The sequence below is a fragment of the Jeotgalicoccus marinus DSM 19772 genome (assembly GCF_000425825.1).
GTDB classification, from domain to species: domain Bacteria; phylum Bacillota; class Bacilli; order Staphylococcales; family Salinicoccaceae; genus Jeotgalicoccus; species Jeotgalicoccus marinus.
Map to the genome: position 1 here is coordinate 24779 of NZ_KE384460.1, position 21005 is coordinate 45783.

Genomic DNA, 21005 nt, shown 5'->3' on the forward strand with positions numbered 1-21005 from the left:
ACTTATCACCAAAAGCAGTGGAAATGGTGATAAGTCATGAAGAATCACGGTACTTATCACCATCTCAAATCATAATTTGATCTTACCTTCTCTTATATATTTATTTATCACAGCCCTACTCACCATCCCTCCACTTAACTTAAATAGTATTGCTGGCGTAATCTTCCAACTGTCATTTAAGGCTGTTATTTCAGTTTGTAGGTTTTGCAAAATTTGTAGTATATTATAGTCAATTTTGCAATTTTTGCATTTATACAAATTTCTGTGGATTTTATCGAGAGTGGAAGTGGAATTACATTGATAACAGTAGGTTCCGGGACGTAATGTTTCAAATTTAATATCTACTGGAATATTGTAAATTGATTTAACTAAACGCTGACTCTCTAAAAATTTATAGAGCGCTGACTGATCATAATAATTGGACTTACAGATTTTAGATAGGCGCTTATCTACATTGGATGGGACGATTAAATTTTCTAAGTTTGGCATATTATAAATCGTTTGCTTAGGATTTACGAATACCAAATGAGACATCACATTATTTGAAGCGCTGTAGAAACTGCCTTTCTTAAGTAGTTGTTGTAATAAAAGCCGTTGCCTGTTCACTTGCATACTTAAATCTTTAAATTCCTCCCCATTTACAAAGTGCCAAGCTTTGTTGCAGTAAACTAAGTCGAAATTATAATTCTTTACTTCAAAGGTATAAGCCTGGTCTCCAGAAATAAGTAGGTTATCAATCTGCACTTCTGAACCATCCACCTTGAAACGATAATCTTTCACATGATAAACATTTAAGCCACTCAAGTGAGCGTCGAGAAGTTTATCGAAAGATAATTCTCCTAAAAAGCCAGCTTGTAAATTTTCAAATTCTTTCTCTTCATTTTCACTTAGCTCAAAGCGACGACGTAAAACCTGCATCTGATGAAGTTTAATAGGTTGTTTTCTCATACCACAAATTTATAATGCAGGTAAATTATCTCCAAATGACAAAAATTTAAAAATTGCACCAGAATCACGACAATTTTTAATGTGACAAGTAGATTACAAAACATCAATTTACATTGCGGATAGAGTGTAATTTTGGTATTATTTATACTGTTAATATAAATCGGAGGGGTACTTCATGCAGACTCTACTCATCGTTCTTTTAATCGTAGTATGTATATCTTTAATCGCAACTGTTCTCCTACAATCGGGTAAGAGTGCCGGACTTTCTGGAGCAGTTAGTGGTGGAGCTGAACAAGTTTTTGGTAAACAAAAAGCTCGTGGTATGGATCTCATTTTACACAGAGCTACTGTAATCTTAGCTATTTTGTTCTTTATGGTCATGTTATTGTTGACTTACATTGGATAAATACGACACCCGTATCCGACTTTAGCCGGATACGGGATTTTTTATTTCTGCATGAATCTTTAGAATCCACTCAATTTAGCGTACAATGTAAGTAAGATGAATATAGAGGTGACCTCATGAATTTCAAATTACCAGAAACATTCTATTTTAAAGAAGATAGTGGCAAATCAGCAGTGTTACTTTTACATGGTTTTACGGGTAATACATCTGATGTTAGACAGCTTGGCAGATACCTTCAGAAAAAGGGTATGACATCCTACTCAATAAACTACGAAGGCCATGCCGAACATCCTAAGAAGATTACCGAATCATCACCGTATGTTTGGTATAAACAAGTAGTGGATGCTTATGATTTTCTAAAATCAGAAGGTTATGAAGATATTTTTGCAGCAGGTGTATCAATCGGTGGTGTAATGGCGCTGAATCTTTCTAGTGACCGTGACTTAGTTGGGATATCGACAATTTGTAGCCCGATGTATTTAAAGGAATCTGAGACCTTGTATAGTCAATTTAAAGCCTATGCTGAAAAATATTTAAAAATGTTTGAAAATAAATCGCCTGAGGAAATTGAGTCAGAATTAGAACAGTTAGAGATGACATCTACTTTTGAAGACATCAGAACGTTTATTCAGATGGTAAAAGGGAACTTAGAGGATGTCATGATTCCTACATTTGTCGCTCAAGGTGAAAAGGATGAAGTGATTAATTCTGAGAGCGCCAATGTTATTTTTGATAGTATCTCAACAGATGATAAGGAAATAAAATGGTATCCGGATGGTGGACACGTATTAACAATAGACAAATCAAAGGAAGAATTATTTGAAGATATATATAAATTTACGGTGGGAGAAAACTTGCTCACCTATAAATGATACGGAGGATTACGATGAGAGACTATAAAGAAGAAATATTATCACTCGTCAACAGTGACGAATATAAACCGATGACAACTGATGATTTTAAAATGACTTTAGAGGCAGATGAGTCGGATGATTTTAAAGATATGGTGAAAGCTTTGGTCTCTCTTGAAGAATCCGGTAAACTGTATCGCACAAAAAAAGATAAGTATATGAAAGTTCCCGACTCCAACAGAATTAAAGGGACTTTATCGATGCATAAGAGAGGTTTTGGCTTCTTAAGACCTGAAGAAGAGGATGTCGAAGATATCTTCATTCCGCCTACTGCGGTTAACGGTGCCCTTGATGGTGATACTGTGTTGATTGAAGTGGAAGAAAATTCTCGGGGTGACAATGCTGAAGGAAAAGTAATTTCAATTATCGAGCGTGGTGTGACCAAGCTCGTCGGAGAATATAATGCGAGCAAGCACTTCGGTTTTGTCGTACCTGATTCCAAAACTTTTAAAACCGACATTTTTATACCTAAAGATCATAATTTAGGTGCGATTGATGGCCATAAGGTACTTGTAGAAATCACAAAATTCCCTGAGGGAGATGGTGATAATCCTGAAGGACATGTCATACAGATTCTCGGTCATAAAAATGACCCGGGTGTCGATATCTTATCAATTATTTTCCAACATGGCATCGACATTGACTTCCCAGATGAGGTCTTAAGACAAGCGGAGTCTGTACCTGAAGTTATCGATCAAGACGAAACAAAAGATCGTGTTGATTTAAGAGATGAATTTACTATTACAATTGACGGCGCAGATGCGAAAGACCTAGATGACGCTGTCAGTGTTAAAAAACTTGAAAATGGTAATTTGGAATTAACAGTCAGTATCGCAGATGTTAGTCATTATGTAACAGAGAATTCACCGATTGACAAAGAAGCGTACGATAGAGGGACAAGTGTGTACTTGGTCGACCGAGTCATTCCGATGATTCCACACCGCCTATCCAACGGTATTTGCTCACTAAACCCGAATGTCGACCGCCTAACCTTGAGCTGTCGCATCGAATTCACACCGGGCGGTAAGGCAGTGAACCATGAAATTTTTGAAAGTGTCATCAATTCGAATTACCGCATGACCTATCGTAATGTAAACTTAATGTTAGAAGAAAAAGACCCGGCAATTATTGAAGAGTTTAAGGAAGTCTACCCATACCTTCTACAAGCTGAAGAGCTGGCACAAGCGCTCCGCCGTAAGAGAGACCAACGTGGGGCAATTGATTTTGACTTTGATGAAGCGGCTGTAGTTGTTGGAGACGACGGCACACCTGAAGATATCGTTCTAAGAAACCGTGGTACTGGTGAGAAGATGATTGAAGAGTTCATGCTCGCAGCAAACGAAGCAGTGGCTGAACACTTCCACTGGATGGATGTACCCTTCCTATACCGTATTCACGAAGAACCAAAAGAAGAGAAACTTAATAAGTTCTTTGATTTCTTAACAGGTTTTGGAGTGATGGTTAAAGGTAAAGGCAATCAAATTCATCCGCATGCGCTTCAAGAGATTATTGAAGAAGTTAAAGGACGTCCTGAGGAAATGGTCATTAGTACCCTTATGTTACATTCTATGCAACAGGCGAAGTACTCAGAAGAATCTCTTGGACACTTCGGCTTATCGACTGAGTTTTACACTCACTTTACTTCACCGATTCGCCGTTACCCAGACTTAATTGTGCACCGTCTGATCCGTCAATATTTAATTAATAAGAAGACAGACGCTAAAACCATTCGTCATAATAAGAGTATCTTGCCAGATATTGCTAAGCATACTTCAGAACGAGAACGACGCGCCCAAGATGCTGAACGCGACACGGATGATCTGAAGAAAGCAGAATATATGATGAAACACGTCGGCGAGACATTCGAGGGTGTCATTGCTGGTGTGATGAACTTCGGTATGTTTGTTGAGTTACCGAATACAATCGAAGGACTCGTCCATGTGTCTCACATGACAGATGACCATTATAACTTCAACGAGAGAGCAATGGCGATGATTGGTGAACGGACAGGTACCATGTTCCGTATAGGTGACAAGGTTGAAATTGAAGTGTTAGGTGTGAATCTGGATGAACGCTTAATTGACTTTAAGGTCGTTGGTATGCCGGATAGAAAGCCGAGAGAAAAGAGAAGCCGTCCGGTTGAAATCAAGGGTAATAAGAAAGAGAAATCAAGATCTAGAGAAAAGAAAGGGACCTTTAAGAAAGGTGGAGGCAAAAGAAATGCTTCAGGCAAGAAGCCATTCTATAAAGGTGCCCCTAAAAAAGGTAAAGGAAAGAAGTAGAGGCTGATGAGTAAAGATAAGCATAAGACTAAACCACTGGCACAAAATAGAAAAGCCAGTCATGACTACTCAATCGAAGATACGATTGAAGTTGGTATGGTATTACAAGGTACGGAGATTAAATCCATTCGCCGAGGGTCAGCGAACTTAAAAGATTCCTTTGCTCGTATTCATAGAGGGGAAATGTATGTTTATAACATGCATATTGCCCCTTATGAAGAAGGGAATCGTTTTAACCATGATCCACTCAGGCATCGTAAACTGCTCTTACATCGTAAAGAAATCAATAAACTAAGAGGACATATCGAACAGCCAGGAAATGCACTTATCCCCTTAAAGTTATACATTAAAAATGGTGTATGTAAAATGCTTTTAGGTATTGCGAGTGGTAAGAAAAAATATGATAAGCGTGAAGATCTTAAGAAGAAACAAATGAAGAGAGATATTGATCGTGCTATCAAAGCGTACAATCAATAATTTGTAAGTATATTTTTAACGTGTTATAATAGATGACGCTCGGTAAAAAGATAGCCGATTATAATCCGGGGACGTTCCGGATTCGACAGGGGCTGTTTGGGCATCTTAAGCGTGTCGGAGGTTTCGGCTTCGTCATCAACGATACTCAGTTTATAATAACTGGCAAACAAAACAATTTCGCAGTAGCTGCCTAGTCAGCCTGCATCATCCCATGAGCTTTCCTATGGCCCGTGACGATGATTCAACTATAATAGGATACGCCATTTAGTCTGCAGTCAGAAGACTAATGGAAGAGATTAATCGGACTAGCATGGGCTGAGGTGGGTTCATTACCATCACCCATGCGAAATTTAAAAATGAACTACACACGTAGAAAGAGATGTTGCGAAGTCTCTGGACGCGGGTTCGACTCCCGCCGTCTCCATATTTTAAACCCCGTAAGCCTTGTGGCTACGGGGTTTTTTTAATTTCTGTGACCAATACGTGACCAAGTATTTTCCTATACCAACCATTCTAATTGTTCTAGTTCTTCTTTAGTCTGCTTATAGTCAGTATAGGAGTGAAGTATCTTTTCCTTAAGTTCTTGAATTCGGTTTTTGTCTTGAATCAAAATATCTAAACCAGCGTCTGTCATTAGAGTTGAACCAAACTTAATGATGAGAACATCAGCATCTAAATAGACGAAATGCCAAGTGCTTTTGAAAAGTTTAAGTAGGCCTTTTCCTCTCCATATAAACTGGCCATCCTTATATTTCTCTATGCCTTCAATACTTTTTTCTTTACCATATTTTAGAAATTTAACCTGATTGTTGACGGTTAATGGTGAATCACTTAACTTTGTATAAGTGATTGAAGGGTGTTCTCTTTTACCATCTGTCCACATACTAAAAGTCGTTGCAATAATGTCCCATTTACCAAATAAATTATTAATCATAATATCTCCTTTACATAAATATATTCCCTTAATACAGAGTAATCATTCTTAATTTACATAAACTTATGATATTTTTGTTATATTGTTTCTTATTCTAAAAGGTAACAATGAATAATGAGGTGTAAAAAATGAGTAATTTCAATATAGAAAAGGGAACGTGTAATCATGCCAACGGTGGGATTCTGAACTACCTAGCAATGGCTAAAATGAGTCATATAATGTTAGGTTCAGATTCTAAAGATAAGGTGGTTAAAGAGTTGCAATTGCTCTTTGAGAATAAAGGGAATCGCTTTAGTCATGATAAGTCTTTTGTAGCGACTGTAGACGGTCATCATGCCGGTCTAGTGACTTGTATGTCTCATCAAGATATGACGATGACAACTCTAGAAACCGTTAAGCAATTAGTAAAGATGAAGAAGTCTAAGGTGTTCAGCTTGGTTTTTAATAACTTTAAAGATCTAATCTCACTGATGGCATTTAAAGAATCAAAATCAGGAGAGTATCACATCAGTTTACTGGCAACTATGCCTGACTATCAGGGTATGGGTATTGCTTCAGCGCTGATTAAAAAAGCTGAGACCGAAGCACGGTTTAACGGTTTCGATAAAATCTCTCTTACTGTAGATAAGGATAATACGAATGCTAAAAAATTATATGAAAATTTAGGTTTTAGGATCGTTGAAGATTCTACCTTTGGTCAATTAAAACTTTGGCGAATGGTAAAGTTACTACGATAGGCTAAACTCTTTTAAGACCTGTGTTTGGGTTATTAAATTCAAGCACAGGTTTTTTAACTTGAGTAATTTAATTATATTTTAATTAACCCTTTATTAAACCGTAAGTATCCAGGCGTAGTTTGGAGACTAACAAAAACGTAAGGGGAGATTATTATGAAAATGGTTGTTATACCTTCAGGTTTTAAGGAGAGCTTAAGTTCAGAGGAAGTCGGCAAAGCGATTAAGAAGGGGGTTAAAAAGTCAGGGAATGACCATGATATTACAGTCATCCCAATGGTCGATGGTGGGGAAGGATTTGTTGAGACCATTATCAAATTAAAGAAAGGGAAATGTATAAAAACCAAAGTGACAGGTCCTGTAGGAGAACAAATTAATTCACATTTTGGCATCTTTAAAGATAATGGTGTGACGACAGCCGTCATCGAAATGGCTGCAATTGCTGGCTTGAGACATGTGCCATATGAACAACGCAACCCACTTTGGACGACAACGTATGGGGTGGGTGAGACGATCATCAAGGCTTTAGATAATGGAGCTGAAAGAATCTTGATTGGTTGTGGTGATTCTGGGACGTCTGATGGTGGAGTCGGAATGGCACAAGCAGTTGGTGTGCGGTTTTTATCGAAAGATAATGAAGTGTTAATAATTAAGGGTGGTGGAGACATCCATAAAATAGACAGTATAGATCTGTCATCTATTGACCCCCGTATTGCTAGAGTGGATATTGATGTTGCGGTGAATTGGAAGAACGTGCTCTGTGGTGAAAAAGGTGTTGCAAAAGTATTTGGCCCACAAAAAGGTGCGACTAAAAAGGAAGTTGAACGCTTGTCTAAGAACTTCGATCATTTAGCTAGTTTGATTAAGACAGTGACAGGGGATGACCTTTCTAATATAAATGGTGGTGGTGCTTCTGGCGGCTTAGGGGCAGGACTTGCTGGATTCTTAGGGGCGGTCCTACATCCGAGATTTGAAATTATCCAAAATTATATAGAAATTTCCGATGCAATTAAAGAAGCTGACCTAGTCATTACTGCAGAAGGTTGCATTGATTTCCAAACCCCCAATGATAAGATCCCGTCTGAAGTTGCTCGTATTGCCAAGCAGTTTGATAAGCCAGTAATCGCTTTTGCAGGAACAATCGGCAAGAAAGCAAGTTTAAATTATGATAGTGGTATCGACACATATACGAGCATTATTCCAGAACCAGCGACTTTAGAAAAATCAATGGAAGATGCTTCTAAATGGCTGACTAAAGCAGTGGACAATACAATGCGCAGCATTTTCATCGGTATGGAATTAGCTCAAAGTGAGCGTGAAAACAATGAACTTAAAGTCTAAAATTGGTATCGGAATATTTATCGCTTTTACACTCTTAGTAAGTGCCATACCGGAGCTTGATTACCTAGGAAAACTCAGCCTCATTATATTTGTTTTAGCCCTTGGTTTATTTATATTTACTAAACTACCATCAGGACTCGCAGCCTGGCTCGTCTTAGTACTTGGTGTTTTACTGGGCTTACCTGAAAACACTATGTTTAACGCTTTTACTCATGATGTGGTATGGCTGATGATTGGCGCATTTATCATCGCGGGGGTACTGTCTGAAAGTGGCTTGATTGATCGACTGAGCCAATGGGTAATCAATAATTGCACGACAAAGGGAAGGGTCACTTTCTTTACTTTTATTGTGATAATGATTTTATCTGTCATTGTACCGTCAACATCTGCGAGAGCATCAGTGATGCTACCACTCTATGAAATCTTAACGGACCGTTTTAATCAGCATAAGAAATTTTTCAGTTTAGCGATTCCAGTGCTGATTATTATGGCAGCAAATACGACTTTACTTGGTGCGGGTAGCCATTTAGTTGGCATCAGTATCCTACAAGGCCAGACTGATGAGTCAATTACTTATATTGAATTTCTTGTATATGCCTTACCGTTTGGACTAATTATTTCATATATTACTTATGTCATTATTAAGTGGTTATATTTTAAAGACTTTAATTACACGATAAAAACAAAAGATGTTGAGAAAATGCCGTTTAAAACAAAAGAGAAACTTACTTTTTGTTTAGTTGTGGTCACTATAATTTTATGGTTATCTGAGCCACTACATGGTTTTGATATAGCTTATGTTACCATCTTAATGAGCTTAATTATGATGCTACCTCAATTAAACTTGATCACCTGGAAAAAAGGACTTAGTTCAGTTTCATGGAGCCTAATATTTTTCGTTGCAGGTGCGACAACCCTAGGTAGTCTTTTGGTCGAATATGGAGTGACGACTTACTTTCAAGAGGTGCTATTAGCAGGTTTCAATCAGTTTGATAGTATGAATGTATTTATAGTCCTTTTATTTGTGGTATTGATTAGTGTAATATCTCACCTGTTAATACCAAGCCATACGACGAGAGCAGCTGTACTGATACCGGTCTTACTCATCATTGCAGAAACATTTAATATTAACCCCGTTGCTATGGTGTTTATCAGTTTAATTGGGATAAATTTCTGTGTCACTTTACCTGTTAGTTCAAAATCACTCCTCATATTTTATGAGGAAGCAAAAGATAGTTTTAATAGCAAAGTTTTGTTCAAATTAAGTATGATACTCATGCCGATATATGTAGGACTAATGATTATGACTTATTATATTTATTGGCAGCATCTTGGATTAAAATTTTTTTAATTATTATGTTTAATAAATTATGATTCGGGAATATTTAGTACTGTACGAATAATACTAATTAATTATTTAAGGAGTGTTTTTCATGGCAGAGGAAAAAGACAGCAAATTAGAACAAGCTAAAGGTAACGTTAAAGAAACTGTTGGTAACGCTACTGGAGACAAAGAATTAGAAAAAGAAGGTAAAGACGATAAGCTTGCTGGTAAAGCGAAAGAATATGTTGAAAACGCTAGTGACAAAGCTAACGATGCAATTGACAAAGTATCAGACAAGTTCAAAAAATAAGTGGATATATTAATGGAGCTGTTGTTAATACGGCTTCATTTTTGTAAGTAAATATATTTTTAGGAGGCTATATAATGGCTGTGAAATATGAAGTTAGTGCAGTTAATACAGGTGGACGTAAAGGTCACGTAACAACATCAGACAAGGCAATAGATTCTCCGGTTATCCCACCAGATCAAGGTGGAGAAGGTGTAAACCCTGAACAATTATTTGCTGCAGGTTATGCATCATGCTTCAACGGTGCATTTGATTTAATGATTAAAAAAGGTGGCGTTCGTGACGCTGAGCCAGAAGTCGATTTAACAGTACGTTTAGAAGAAGACGGTGAAGGTGTTAAACTTAGCGTTGCAATCAATGCAAAAGTTAAAAATATGTCTCAAGAAGACGCTGAGAAATATTTAGAACAAGCACATGATTTCTGCCCTTACTCTAAAGCAACACGTGGTAATATCGATGTAGATTTATCAGTTGAGGTTTTAGAATAGAATACAAAAAGCATGCACTCTGTACTTGTACAGAGTGCATTTTTGATTTATGAGGCAGTGATAAGTTGCTCGAAATATGATTACTTATCACCGAAATAGGTCAAAATGATGATAAGTTGTACGAAACAGGCTCACATATCACCGAAACAATAAAACCTTTCCTAATGCTCATCGGAAATGTCGATTTCAAAGACAGCTTCTTCTTCTGACTCATTTAATAATGGCTGAAATGTCGCATTAAGTGTTTCGGGTTCGTTGACCAATCCGTATGCCATACGACCGCTGATGCTTTCACCTGGCGGCAAATCTTCTAATAGTATGTCTTCAAGCTCATAGTTTCGCATCAATTCTCCTTCAGACTCAACGACGATATCTCGGCCTGTCGGAAAGGTTTCTTCTGAGTTGTTTTCATATGTAACTTCTAAAATAAGCACACCACTCACATCTATGAGGTTAGTTTCATTTCTCTCATCGGTCAGATATGCATCATCAATGGTGAGTGTGATGTTATCAATCGTTGCAGATTCACCAATTGCTAAAAGGTCTGTATCAGCATCGTTTTCTTCTTGCGCACTATCGGTATTTTCTTCGACATCTTCTTCTGTATCATCTACGATTGAGGATTCTTCTTCGATTTGTATAGTTTCTGAGTCTACTTCGCTACTGCAGCCAGCTAAGAGAAGGCTAGCACTTAAGCTCGTGTATAATATTGTTTTCTTCAATTAAATAAATCCTCCTGATCGTATTCATATAAGTATTAAAATCATCACTGCATACCAATACTAATTATAGTACAATACAACATGATATTTAAAAACTTTTTATAGAATAAAATTCAAGGGGAAAATAATGAATACTACTAAGATTGTCGTCACTTTTTCAGGTTATAACTCTGATGCAATAAATGAAGAGATTGAAGCTGCAGAAAGTCACTTAAGTGATTTTGATATAGTGGAAATACGAGGGGATGTGTTTGATGCTTTAAATCGACAGGATCACGCATCAATTGTAAGACGAATCATAGATAAGTTTAAAGCTTTCGATAAGGAAATCATCTACACGTACCGAACTTCTGGAGAAGGAGGCAAGGGCTCAAAAACTACGGTTGAATATCAAGCGCTTTTACTAGAGGTTTGTAAGTCTATGGATATTGATTATATAGATATTGAAATGTCAGTGGGTAAAAAAATAGTGCAGGAAATTATTGAGACTGCAAAGACACACCAAATTAAAACGCTACTGAGCTATCATAACTTTAAAGAAACTCTTGATTACGATGCACTCATGGATTTACTTAGTCAGATGAATCAAGTTGAAGGGGATGTGTTTAAGTTTGCCCTCTACCCTACAAACGGTGAGGATGTAGATACAGTTGTAGACGTTCAAAAAACAGCTAAAGCTCAATATGGGCATAAAGTCATCGGAATATCTATGGGTGAGCTAGGTAAGCGTACACGCGTGTTAACAGGCGACTATGCCCCATTATTTACTTATGGTTACATCAGCCGAGATGCGGCGCCCGGACAAATTCATATAAGTGAACTAAGGAAAACGTTAACGAGTTTATGATAATTTTTACACAGAGTTTACGTTCTAATAATATTTAGATGTTAGAGTAAGGTTAGAAGATAATATACACTTCTTAAATCCTAACCCCTGGCCCAAAACCTCCCCCAAAGGTTTTGGGTTTATTTTGTGTTTTGAGTGTATAAAATATTATTTCTAAGGTAGAATTAACCTAAGATGACTTTCTATTTTAGGAGGATATAATGATAACTTTTTATGAGTATTCAAAATGTACAACTTGCCGTAAGGGGAAGAAATTTTTAGAGGATAACAACTTAGAATTCACTGCCATAGATATGGTCGAAAACGTACCGTCAATCGATACGCTAAAAGGTATTGTAGACCGTTCTTCATATAACGTAGATGATTTCTTTAATAAAAGAGGGGGCAAATTTAAAGAACTTGATTTAAAACAACGCTTGCCTGAACTTTCAGATGACGAAAAGTTTGAATTGCTTGCAAGTGACGGTATGTTAATCAAGCGACCAATGGTTGTATTAGATAACCAAGTTCTTTTAGGTTTTAAAGAAGAAAATTATGAGCAAGCTTTATTGAATTAATCTTCTTGCCTGTAGTATGATGAATATGTAACAATATATATGATAAGTTAAAAGGGAGGTTTTAGCGTGTCATTACCACAAGATCTAAAATACAGTGAGGACCATGAATGGGTAAAGGTTGAAGGGAATACTGTAACTATCGGTATAACTGATTTTGCACAATCTGAACTTGGTGATATTGTGTTTGTTGAGCTTCCAGAGGAAGGCGACGACGTATCAACAGGTGAATCATTCGGTAGCGTTGAATCAGTTAAGACTGTTTCAGAATTAATCGCTCCAGTTTCAGGTTCAATCGTTGCGATTAACGAAGAGCTTGAAGATAGTCCTGAACTTGTAAATGAAAATCCATATGAAGGCGCTTGGATGCTGAAAGTTGAACTTTCAGATGAAAGCGAACTTGATAATCTTCTTGATGCTGCTAGTTATCAAGCAGTTATCGAGGGTTAATTTTAAACTCTGGACATTTGTCCGGAGTTTTTTAAAAACAAATATTTATTACTTCTGGTGAATTTGTATAAAATTAAACTAAGGGTGATACGAATGAATCTTTCTGATAAGGTACTCATTGTTGAAGGCAAGACTGATAAACGTCGCTTAGAAGAAGTGTTAGTAGAACCGGCTCAAATTATTTGCACTTTCGGAACAATGGGTATTTCCAAATTAGATGAAATTATCGAACAGCTAGGTGATTCGCAAATTTTTATATTATCCGATGCGGATAAAGAAGGAAGAAAAATTCGTCAATGGTTTAAAAAACATTTAAGTGAAAGCACGCATATTTATATTGATCCAAAATTTGGAGAAGTCGGTCGTTGCCCGCATGACTATCTAGCTAACCTCCTCTTAAGACACGGTTTTTACGTAGATAATGCGTTAATAATGAAAGGTAAGTTTTATCGTGAAGGAAATAATTTCAACAGCAGATTTATTAAAGAATACACAGGATAAGGACAGTTATATTATCTTTGGTTATGCCACGATGTGTAAGACATGTGAAATTTCAGAATCCATGTTGAAAGTCGTCACTGAGATGAAGGATATCTCATACGAGAGAATTAACTTGAACTACCATAAAGACTTAATAGATAAGTATCACATACGTTCAGCACCAGCCTTGCTGTTATTTAAAAATGGTCAACTTGTGAATGCACTCTATGCTTTTCACTCAGTACCATATTTAAATGAAGTATTAGATGAATTCCTGGTTGACTAGTAGAGAATAGTCTGATATTATAAATCTCAATCGAATAGAACTCTTATCAAGAGTGGTGGAGGGAAGTGCCCTAAGAAGCCACGGCAACCGTCTTAATGACAAGGTGCTAAATCACAGGAACAAATCCTAAAGATGAGAGGCATAATGAAATTAAAAGGCCTACTCATAATATTATGAGTAGGTCTTTTAATTTTCGATCGATGAGAAAGGGTAATGTATCATGATTAATATAAAAAGTGTTTCTAAGATATTTAAAACTAAGAAACAAAATATAACAGCAGTTGACCAAGTTGACTTATCGATTAATCACGGTGAAATATTTGGGATAATCGGCTACTCAGGTGCAGGGAAATCCACCTTAATCAGATTGTTAAATGGACTAGAAGATGTAACTGAAGGTGACGTGATTGTCAGTGGAGATGACATCAGTAAAATGTCCAAAGGTGATCTTCGAAATAAACGCCAGAAAGTGTCTATGATTTTCCAACATTTCAACTTACTGTGGTCAAGAACAGTCGCAGAAAATATTAGTTTTCCAATGGAAATTGCAGGTGTACCAAAAAAAGAACGCCAGGCACGCGTTGATGAATTAATTAAACTTGTTGGACTAGAAGGTAGAGCACATACTTACCCAAGTGAGCTATCAGGTGGACAAAAACAACGTGTCGGTATTGCTAGAGCCTTATCGAACAAGCCTGAAGTGTTACTATGTGATGAAGCAACAAGTGCTTTAGATCCAGAAACGACTGATGAAGTATTAGATTTACTTGTTGATATTACAAAAGAGATGAATCTAACCATTGTCTTAATCACTCATGAAATGCACGTAATCAGAAAGATATGTGACCGCGCAGCAGTGATGGAGAATGGTAAGGTTGTTGAAGTCGGTTCAGTAATTGAATTGTTCCAAAATCCACAATCGAGTGTAACAAAACGCTTTGTTAAGGATGATATTTCAGATGATGACCACCAACTTGCAATTGAAGAACTTAAAGCATCATTCCCTACTTCAACAATTGTAAAATTAAACTTTGTAGGTACAAGAGCAAAATCTCCAATTGTATCTGAGGTCATAAGAAATTACGATCTAGATGTAAATATTCTATCAGGTAATATTAAACAGACGAATCAAGAATCATTTGGACATTTATATATTGCATTAGATATCGATAATGAAACCCTGGAATCAATCTCAAATGAGTTTAAAAAGCACGATGTCACATTGGAGGTTGAAGCAGGATGAACAGTGTAATAGAAGAATTTAAAAATATGTTTAGCTTTGAAAATGTGAAATGGGATGCGGTAATAGAAGCGACTTATGAAACGATATACATGACTGTGATTGCAACAATTGCAGCCTTTATAATTGGACTCATTTTCGGTATTATCTTGTTCTTATCTAATAAGAGTGAAAATGTTCCCTCAAAACCGCTTTATGGAACGACATCCTTCATCGTCAATCTCTTTAGAGCGATTCCATTTATCATTTTAATTATTTTACTTATGCCATTTACAAAAGCAATCATGGGTACAGTAATGGGCTCCAATGGTGCCTTACCCGCACTGATTATCGGTGCCGCACCTTTCTATGCACGTCTAGTTGAAATTGGACTTAAAGAAATTGATAAGGGTGTAATAGAATCGGCTGAATCAATGGGTGCGAACACTTGGACAATTATTTGGAAGGTGTTGATACCAGAATCATTACCGGCTCTAATTTCAGGTATAACGGTAACATCCATTATGCTTGTTGGTTCAACTGCGATTGCAGGGGTTATCGGTGCTGGTGGGTTAGGTAACTTAGCTTATATGGTTGGCTTTACAAGAAACCAACCGGACGTCACACTTGTTGCAACTGTGGTAATTCTAATCATCGTTTTCGTCATTCAAATTTTAGGAGACTTTTTCTCTAAAAGAGTGGATAAACGCTGATTATATAATATAAAACTATATAGAAAAGAGGATTTTGCATGAAGAAATTTTTGAGTTTAGTTACATTGTTTTCAGTTATTTTAGTTTTAGCGGCTTGTGGAAATGATTCTGCTTCAGAAGGAGAATCAAGTGATGGAGAAGGTGCTGAAATTACTGTTGCAGCATCACCAGCACCACACGCTGAAATTTTAGAAAAAGCAGCAGAAATTCTTGAAGAAGAGGATATCACAGTGAATGTAGAAATCGTCAACGATTATACAACACCAAACCGTTTGTTAGCAGATGAAGAAGTCGATGCAAACTTCTTTCAACATACACCATACTTAGACGGTGAAATTGAATCACATGGCTATGACCTAACTAGCATCGGTAATGTCCATATCGAACCTATGGCAGTATTCACAAATGACTATGATTCACTTGAAGACATCCCAGACGGCTCTACTATCTTAGTATCTAATAATCCTGCAGAAGAAGGACGTTTCCTTTCATTCTTCGTTAACGCTGGCTTAGTAGAAATCGAAGAAGGCGTTGAAATTCAAGACGCAACATTTGATGATATTACTGAAAATCCTCACGACTTTAACTTTGATAACAATACAGCACCTGAGCTTTTAGTTAATATGTATGAAAATAATGAAGCACCTGCTGTTATTATTAATGCAAACTTCGCAATTGATGCTGGATTGAATCCAGTTGAAGATTCAATCGCAGTTGAAGACGGAGAATCACCTTATGCCAACCTAGTTGCTGTTAGATCTGGAGATGAAGAACGTCCAGAACTACAAAGATTAATCGAAGTCCTACAATCAGATGAAATCAAGCAATATATTGATGAAGAGTACAGTGGTAATATTATTCCATCAGAATAAGTAAGAAAAACCTCACTCGACTTTCAAGTCGAGTGAGGTTTTTAATGAACTATGTTAATAGTATATACATTTTTCATCATATCGTTAACACGATCATCAACATAAATGAAACAATCAAGTAGATAAGGGAGTATCTTAAATTCATTTCTGCCCATCGGTGTTTATTGTGTGTAGTATAACCTCGAACAGATAGCACAACCCATCCTAAGGTCAATAAAGCTGACACAATTGAAAAGATGATACCGAGTGATTCAAAGAGCATAATTGGTACGGGCAACAAAGCGAGCACATAATATAAGTTCTGGCGAATTGATGCCTTGGTGCCAATGACAACTGGGAGCATTGGTATGCATGCTCTAGTGTAATCATCGAGTCTTTTAATAGCGATTGAAATTGTATGAGGTACCTGCCAAATAAGTAAAATGTAAAACAACATTAGGGGTACTAAATGATTCGCTGGTGTAATAACGGCCCAGCCAATTAATGGTGTAAAAGCGCCTGAAATACTACCGATTATCGTATTAATGGTATAGCGTCGTTTTGACCAAAAGGTGTAGAGAACGACGTAGAAAAACCAGCCAAGAAATGAGTAGATTCCTGCTTCAATATTCACCAAAAAAATTATGATCAATCCGATGATTGTTGTAATGATTGCAGCAATTAAGACATTTCTTAAAGAAAAGTCACCTGTAACGGTAGGGCGCTTTTTTGTACGGTCCATTTGTGTATCTAGGTCATGCTCGAACCAGTTGTTAAACATGAGAGCACCAGATATGACTAAGGTGCTGGAAACCATGGTCATGAAAAAAGTGCCAAGATGATCGTAAAATGACTGGTGGGTAAAGTGTAAAGCAAGCCAAAACGCTGTGAATACAGGTAGGACATTTGCGATAAGTACTTTCCCTTTAAGTAGGTATTTAATATTTATAAATAATGTTTGTAAGTTAATAGACTTACGCTTATGAACTTGTTCTGTTTCCAATGTAGTCCCTCGCAATTTAATGATTAAGCTATATTATAACAGTCATAAGAAAGCATCAGAAAAATTATTCCATTTTTTTGTGACAAAGATGTTTCAAGGAAAAGGGGGTGGGTAAATAACTGTTATATAAATAGAACGGATTTCGTAATAATTCAATTGAGTGAAATCATTGTCTCAACTAATCAATTTTAGTTGGTGCAATTGATTTTATAAAGTAAACCCCTTTGCCAGGCAGCAAAAGCTGCTTGGTTTTTTTGTAAATATTTAAATTAATAATGTAAATAGTAATATTTTAAGGTAACATAGATAACAATTGTTTTAAGGTATTAATTAACATAACTTAAAGGAGCATCTAAGATGAAAAAGTTATCATTATTTTTTGTATTTACACTATTTGCACTGACAGCATGTGGGAATGAAGAAGACACTGAAGCCACTGACACAAGTGAAGTGAGTGAAGAAACAGAGGATGAAAGTTCTAATTCTGAAGAAGGTAAATCAGATGAAATTTATGAAATAGGTGACACTACACAAGTAGAGAGTTATGAGTTTGATGCTAAGTATGAGGTTACCGTCAATTCACTAGACCTGGTCAAAGAATACGATGGTCAACCTGTTGGAGATGTCATTATCAACGCACCAGAATCAGTCTTCTTAGGGGTGGTCAATTTAACAGTTCAAAATATCTCTGAGGAGCCTATTGTTATTGGTGAATATGTATTTCCTGATATTATTGAATCCGACAGAGAAGGTGGTGGAGACCAATTTATTTTTGATTTCTCTGAAGAAGATTTAAACCAAGAATTAGCAGTTGACGAAGAAGCAACATTTGATTTAGTTTACTCGATGGATTCAGAATTGGGTTCAGGAGGATACTATTTAAAATTTGAGAATGGCATGCCAACAGAAACGACTTATAACTTACCAATTAAATAAGGAAATTTTTAGTAATCATTAACCCTATCGATTGTATACACACCCTATAGATGGTAAAATTACATTAGCACCTATCTTATAATAAAAGGGGCAATTAAAATGAATGAAGACTATAATACTCCAAAAACTGGTTTTGACAGCACGCTCGTCTTAGTGTCTTATGTTATTTCACTATTCACTGCTGTTGTTGGACCACTTCTAATTTGGGCACTGAAAAAAGATGACGAACCAACAACTGCTGTCGCACTTAGAGATGTAGCGAACTTTGGTCTATCTTACACAATCTACATGTTTGTCGCTTGGTTAACAACTGCAATTTTAATCGGTTTTGTACTCGGACCAATAGTCACGATTGCATTCTACGTATTTGCGATTATCGGCATTGTAAAAGCAATTAATGGTGAGTCATACAAGCCACCATTCACAATCGATATCTTTAAATAAGTATTTGATTAAACCTCACTAAATGATATTAAAGTCATTTAGTGAGGTTTTCTTTAAATCTGATTAAAGTGGTCATAATTAGAGCCAAAACCTTTAAACCGCGTGAATTCTGATATATAATATATAGATGGTAACAGTAGACTGGTACTTTGACTATAGATTAGAATTATTATAAACTATACTAGTATCAGACAAACTAAATTTCAATTGGAGGATTAGACATGGTATCTGTTTTAGAAATAAAAAATCTACACGTTGAAATCGACGGTAAAGAAATATTAAAGGGCGTAAACCTTACTATTAAACAAGGTGAAATTCATGCTGTAATGGGACCTAACGGTACAGGTAAATCTACACTTGCTCAAGCAATTATGGGTCACCCAAGCTATGATGTAACTGAAGGTGAAGTACTTGTTGATGGAGAGAACATTTTAGAATTAGATGTAGACGAGCGTGCTAAAGCTGGTTTATTCCTAGGAATGCAGTATCCATCAGAAATTTCAGGTGTAACAAACTCTGATTTCCTACGTTCTGCAATCAATGCAAGCCGTGAAGAGGGCGACGAAATTAACTTAATGGAATTCATTAAGAAATTAGATAAGAACATGGAATATTTAGAAATGGATCCAGACATGGCAACACGTTATCTTAACGAAGGTTTCTCCGGCGGTGAGAAAAAACGTAATGAAATCCTTCAGTTAATGATGCTTGAACCTAAATTCGGTATCTTAGATGAAATCGACTCAGGTCTTGATATTGACGCGCTACGTGTAGTTTCTGACGGTATTAACAAACTTCGTGGTCAAGATTTCGGTTCACTAATCATCACTCACTACCAACGCCTGTTGAACTACATCACTCCTGATGTTGTCCACGTAATGATGAAAGGTAAAGTGGTAAAATCTGGCGGTAAAGAACTAGCTGAACGTCTTGAAACTGATGGTTACGATTGGATTAAAGAAGAACTTGGCATTGATGAAACTAACGCCGCTGAAGATAAATAAGACAGGAGGATCACTATGACTACTGAATTAAACGCATTCGAACTGAACAAAGAAGACATAATTGCTGATGCTACAGCAAGAAGTGAATCTGAGTTTTTGATCAGTAAAAGAAAAGAAGCTGTAGAAAAATTTGATAGTCTTGACATGATTAAACCTGACAAGACTAAAGTAGATAAATGGGATTTCTTTAACATCACTTCTCCAGTTGTTGAAAGTAGCACATACAACACTTTAGAAGAGTTACCAGAAGGTGTTAAAAACTTAATCGATCTAGAAAATGTACAAAATATATACGTACAACACAACAATACACCTGCCTACCTACAGCTAGATGAAGGCTTAAAAAATAAAGGTGTTATTGTAGAAAATATAATTGAAGCAAGTGAAAATCACCCTGAACTTCTTGAAAAATATTTCATGACCGAAGGTGTAAAAGTTGATGAAAATAAACTTGCTGCCTACCATGCAGCTATGCTAAATGGCGGTGTGTTCATCTATGTACCAAAAGATGTCATCATTGAAGAACCAATTCAATCTGTTGTCCTACACGATGACGAGACGGCTTCATTGTTTAATCACGTTTTAGTTGTTGCAGATGAAGGTTCAGAAGTTACTTTTGTAGAAAACTATTTCTCAAACCTAGAGTCTTCAACAGAGAAAATTAATATTATCTCTGAAGTTATTGCCAACAACAACGCAAAGATCACTTACGGATCTGTAGATTTCTTACCTAAAGAAATGACTGGTTATGTAAACCGTCGCGGTGTGGCATTTGATGATGCGAACATTGATTGGGCACTAGGTCTAATGAACGATTCAAATATCATCTATGATAATACAACATACTTAATGGGTGATCGTTCCGAGTCAGAATTGAAAATTGTTCACGTCGGACGTGGTGAACAAACGTCTAACTTTACAACACAAATTATTCATTATGGTAAAGAATCTAATGGTCACATTTTAAAACACGGTGTAATGAAAGATAAGGGAAGCAGTATCTTTAATGGTATTGGATATATTAAACACGGTGCAACTAAAGCAGATGCACAACAAGAATCTCGTGTACTTATGTTAAGTGGAGATGCACGCGGTGACGCAAACCCTATCCTTTTAATTGACGAAGATGATGTAACTGCTGGACACGCAGCATCAGTCGGTCGTGTTGACGAATTACAGCTCTTCTATCTAATGAGTCGTGGAATTGATAAGAAGGAAGCAGAACGCCTTGTTATTCACGGTTTCCTAGATGCAGTTGTTTCAGCCCTACCAATTGAAAAAGTTAAGAAACAACTTAAAGAGGTCATTGAACTTAAAGTCTTATCTTAAGAAGGGAGGACACTG

25 protein-coding genes, 1 other RNA gene and 1 riboswitch are annotated in these 21005 nt (G+C 36.6%); of the genes, 22 read left to right on the top strand and 4 right to left on the bottom strand.

Features of this window, described 5'->3' with window-relative positions; genetic code table 11:
• Positions 1-69: 69 nt before the first annotated feature.
• Positions 70-948 carry a nuclease-related domain-containing protein gene (locus H624_RS0109250; protein WP_026867324.1) on the bottom strand — a complete coding sequence of 293 codons (879 nt, stop codon included), beginning with the start codon at positions 946-948 and terminating at the stop codon, positions 70-72.
• 175 nt (positions 949-1123) lie between these two features.
• On the opposite strand from H624_RS0109250, the gene secG reads away from it, so the two are divergent.
• The 5 genes from secG (at position 1124) to ssrA (ending at position 5451) form a co-directional block, all read left to right on the top strand.
• On the top strand, positions 1124-1354 hold the full coding sequence (secG, locus tag H624_RS0109255) for a preprotein translocase subunit SecG (RefSeq protein ID WP_026867325.1): 231 nt from the start codon (positions 1124-1126) through the stop codon (positions 1352-1354).
• A 116-nt stretch (positions 1355-1470) separates the two neighbouring features.
• A complete protein-coding gene (locus tag H624_RS0109260) occupies positions 1471-2226 on the top strand; it encodes an alpha/beta hydrolase (RefSeq protein WP_026867326.1) in 756 nt (251 codons plus the stop codon).
• 14 nt (positions 2227-2240) lie between these two features.
• A complete protein-coding gene (gene rnr / locus H624_RS0109265; protein ID WP_026867327.1) occupies positions 2241-4547 on the top strand; it encodes a ribonuclease R in 2307 nt (768 codons plus the stop codon).
• A 6-nt stretch (positions 4548-4553) separates the two neighbouring features.
• A complete protein-coding gene (gene smpB / locus H624_RS0109270) occupies positions 4554-5024 on the top strand; it encodes an SsrA-binding protein SmpB (protein WP_026867328.1) in 471 nt (156 codons plus the stop codon).
• A gap of 67 nt (positions 5025-5091) precedes the next feature.
• Positions 5092-5451: a transfer-messenger RNA gene (gene ssrA, locus H624_RS12470) on the top strand.
• 72 nt (positions 5452-5523) lie between these two features.
• On the opposite strand, the gene H624_RS0109280 is transcribed toward ssrA, so the two are convergent.
• A complete protein-coding gene (locus tag H624_RS0109280) occupies positions 5524-5958 on the bottom strand; it encodes a hypothetical protein (protein ID WP_026867329.1) in 435 nt (144 codons plus the stop codon).
• A gap of 128 nt (positions 5959-6086) precedes the next feature.
• Between H624_RS0109280 and H624_RS0109285 the strand changes: the two genes are divergently transcribed.
• From H624_RS0109285 to H624_RS0109305, 5 genes are all read left to right on the top strand, one after another.
• A complete protein-coding gene (locus H624_RS0109285; RefSeq protein ID WP_026867330.1) occupies positions 6087-6695 on the top strand; it encodes a GNAT family N-acetyltransferase in 609 nt (202 codons plus the stop codon).
• A gap of 153 nt (positions 6696-6848) precedes the next feature.
• Complete coding sequence (locus tag H624_RS0109290) at positions 6849-8033, top strand: glycerate kinase family protein (RefSeq protein ID WP_026867331.1); 1185 nt, start codon at positions 6849-6851, stop codon at positions 8031-8033.
• A complete protein-coding gene (locus tag H624_RS0109295; protein WP_026867332.1) occupies positions 8017-9384 on the top strand; it encodes an SLC13 family permease in 1368 nt (455 codons plus the stop codon). Before H624_RS0109290 ends, H624_RS0109295 begins: the two co-directional genes overlap by 17 nt.
• Positions 9385-9466: 82 nt before the next feature.
• Positions 9467-9667, top strand: a complete 201-nt coding sequence (locus H624_RS0109300; protein ID WP_026867333.1) for a CsbD family protein — start codon at positions 9467-9469, stop codon at positions 9665-9667.
• 74 nt (positions 9668-9741) lie between these two features.
• On the top strand, positions 9742-10152 hold the full coding sequence (locus tag H624_RS0109305) for an Ohr family peroxiredoxin (protein WP_026867334.1): 411 nt from the start codon (positions 9742-9744) through the stop codon (positions 10150-10152).
• Between the two features lie 161 nt (positions 10153-10313).
• Here H624_RS0109305 and H624_RS0109310 read toward each other — a convergent pair whose 3' ends face one another.
• Positions 10314-10874 (bottom strand): hypothetical protein, encoded by a 561-nt coding sequence (locus H624_RS0109310; protein ID WP_026867335.1) that lies wholly within the window; start codon positions 10872-10874, stop codon positions 10314-10316.
• Between the two features lie 127 nt (positions 10875-11001).
• On the opposite strand from H624_RS0109310, the gene aroD reads away from it, so the two are divergent.
• The 8 genes from aroD (at position 11002) to H624_RS0109350 (ending at position 16295) form a co-directional block, all read left to right on the top strand.
• Entirely contained in the window at positions 11002-11721 is a 720-nt protein-coding gene (gene aroD, locus H624_RS0109315; protein WP_035857125.1) for a type I 3-dehydroquinate dehydratase, read from the top strand.
• Between the two features lie 200 nt (positions 11722-11921).
• On the top strand, positions 11922-12278 hold the full coding sequence (locus H624_RS0109320; protein WP_026867337.1) for a Spx/MgsR family RNA polymerase-binding regulatory protein: 357 nt from the start codon (positions 11922-11924) through the stop codon (positions 12276-12278).
• A 66-nt stretch (positions 12279-12344) separates the two neighbouring features.
• A complete protein-coding gene (gene gcvH, locus H624_RS0109325; RefSeq protein ID WP_026867338.1) occupies positions 12345-12725 on the top strand; it encodes a glycine cleavage system protein GcvH in 381 nt (126 codons plus the stop codon).
• Positions 12726-12818: 93 nt separating this feature from the next.
• Positions 12819-13226: a toprim domain-containing protein gene (locus tag H624_RS0109330; protein WP_026867339.1), complete on the top strand. Its 408-nt coding sequence runs from the start codon at positions 12819-12821 to the stop codon at positions 13224-13226.
• A 31-nt stretch (positions 13227-13257) separates the two neighbouring features.
• On the top strand, positions 13258-13491 hold the full coding sequence (locus H624_RS0109335; protein ID WP_211220899.1) for a thioredoxin family protein: 234 nt from the start codon (positions 13258-13260) through the stop codon (positions 13489-13491).
• Between the two features lie 40 nt (positions 13492-13531).
• A riboswitch (SAM riboswitch) is annotated at positions 13532-13630 on the top strand.
• Positions 13631-13711: 81 nt separating this feature from the next.
• A complete protein-coding gene (locus H624_RS0109340) occupies positions 13712-14734 on the top strand; it encodes a methionine ABC transporter ATP-binding protein (protein WP_026867341.1) in 1023 nt (340 codons plus the stop codon).
• Positions 14731-15423 (top strand): methionine ABC transporter permease, encoded by a 693-nt coding sequence (locus tag H624_RS0109345; RefSeq protein ID WP_026867342.1) that lies wholly within the window; start codon positions 14731-14733, stop codon positions 15421-15423. Before H624_RS0109340 ends, H624_RS0109345 begins: the two co-directional genes overlap by 4 nt.
• 38 nt (positions 15424-15461) lie before the next feature.
• Positions 15462-16295, top strand: a complete 834-nt coding sequence (locus H624_RS0109350; protein ID WP_026867343.1) for a MetQ/NlpA family ABC transporter substrate-binding protein — start codon at positions 15462-15464, stop codon at positions 16293-16295.
• Positions 16296-16371: 76 nt separating this feature from the next.
• On the opposite strand, the gene cyoE is transcribed toward H624_RS0109350, so the two are convergent.
• Positions 16372-17277: a heme o synthase gene (gene cyoE, locus H624_RS0109355; protein ID WP_026867344.1), complete on the bottom strand. Its 906-nt coding sequence runs from the start codon at positions 17275-17277 to the stop codon at positions 16372-16374.
• A gap of 357 nt (positions 17278-17634) precedes the next feature.
• On the opposite strand from cyoE, the gene H624_RS0109360 reads away from it, so the two are divergent.
• The 4 genes from H624_RS0109360 (at position 17635) to sufD (ending at position 20990) form a co-directional block, all read left to right on the top strand.
• Positions 17635-18213 (top strand): hypothetical protein, encoded by a 579-nt coding sequence (locus H624_RS0109360; RefSeq protein WP_026867345.1) that lies wholly within the window; start codon positions 17635-17637, stop codon positions 18211-18213.
• A gap of 99 nt (positions 18214-18312) precedes the next feature.
• Complete coding sequence (locus H624_RS0109365; protein WP_035857135.1) at positions 18313-18657, top strand: DUF4870 domain-containing protein; 345 nt, start codon at positions 18313-18315, stop codon at positions 18655-18657.
• 221 nt (positions 18658-18878) lie between these two features.
• Entirely contained in the window at positions 18879-19661 is a 783-nt protein-coding gene (sufC, locus tag H624_RS0109370) for a Fe-S cluster assembly ATPase SufC (RefSeq protein ID WP_026867347.1), read from the top strand.
• Positions 19662-19676: 15 nt separating this feature from the next.
• A complete protein-coding gene (sufD, locus tag H624_RS0109375; RefSeq protein WP_026867348.1) occupies positions 19677-20990 on the top strand; it encodes a Fe-S cluster assembly protein SufD in 1314 nt (437 codons plus the stop codon).
• The last annotated feature ends 15 nt before the right edge of the window (positions 20991-21005 follow it).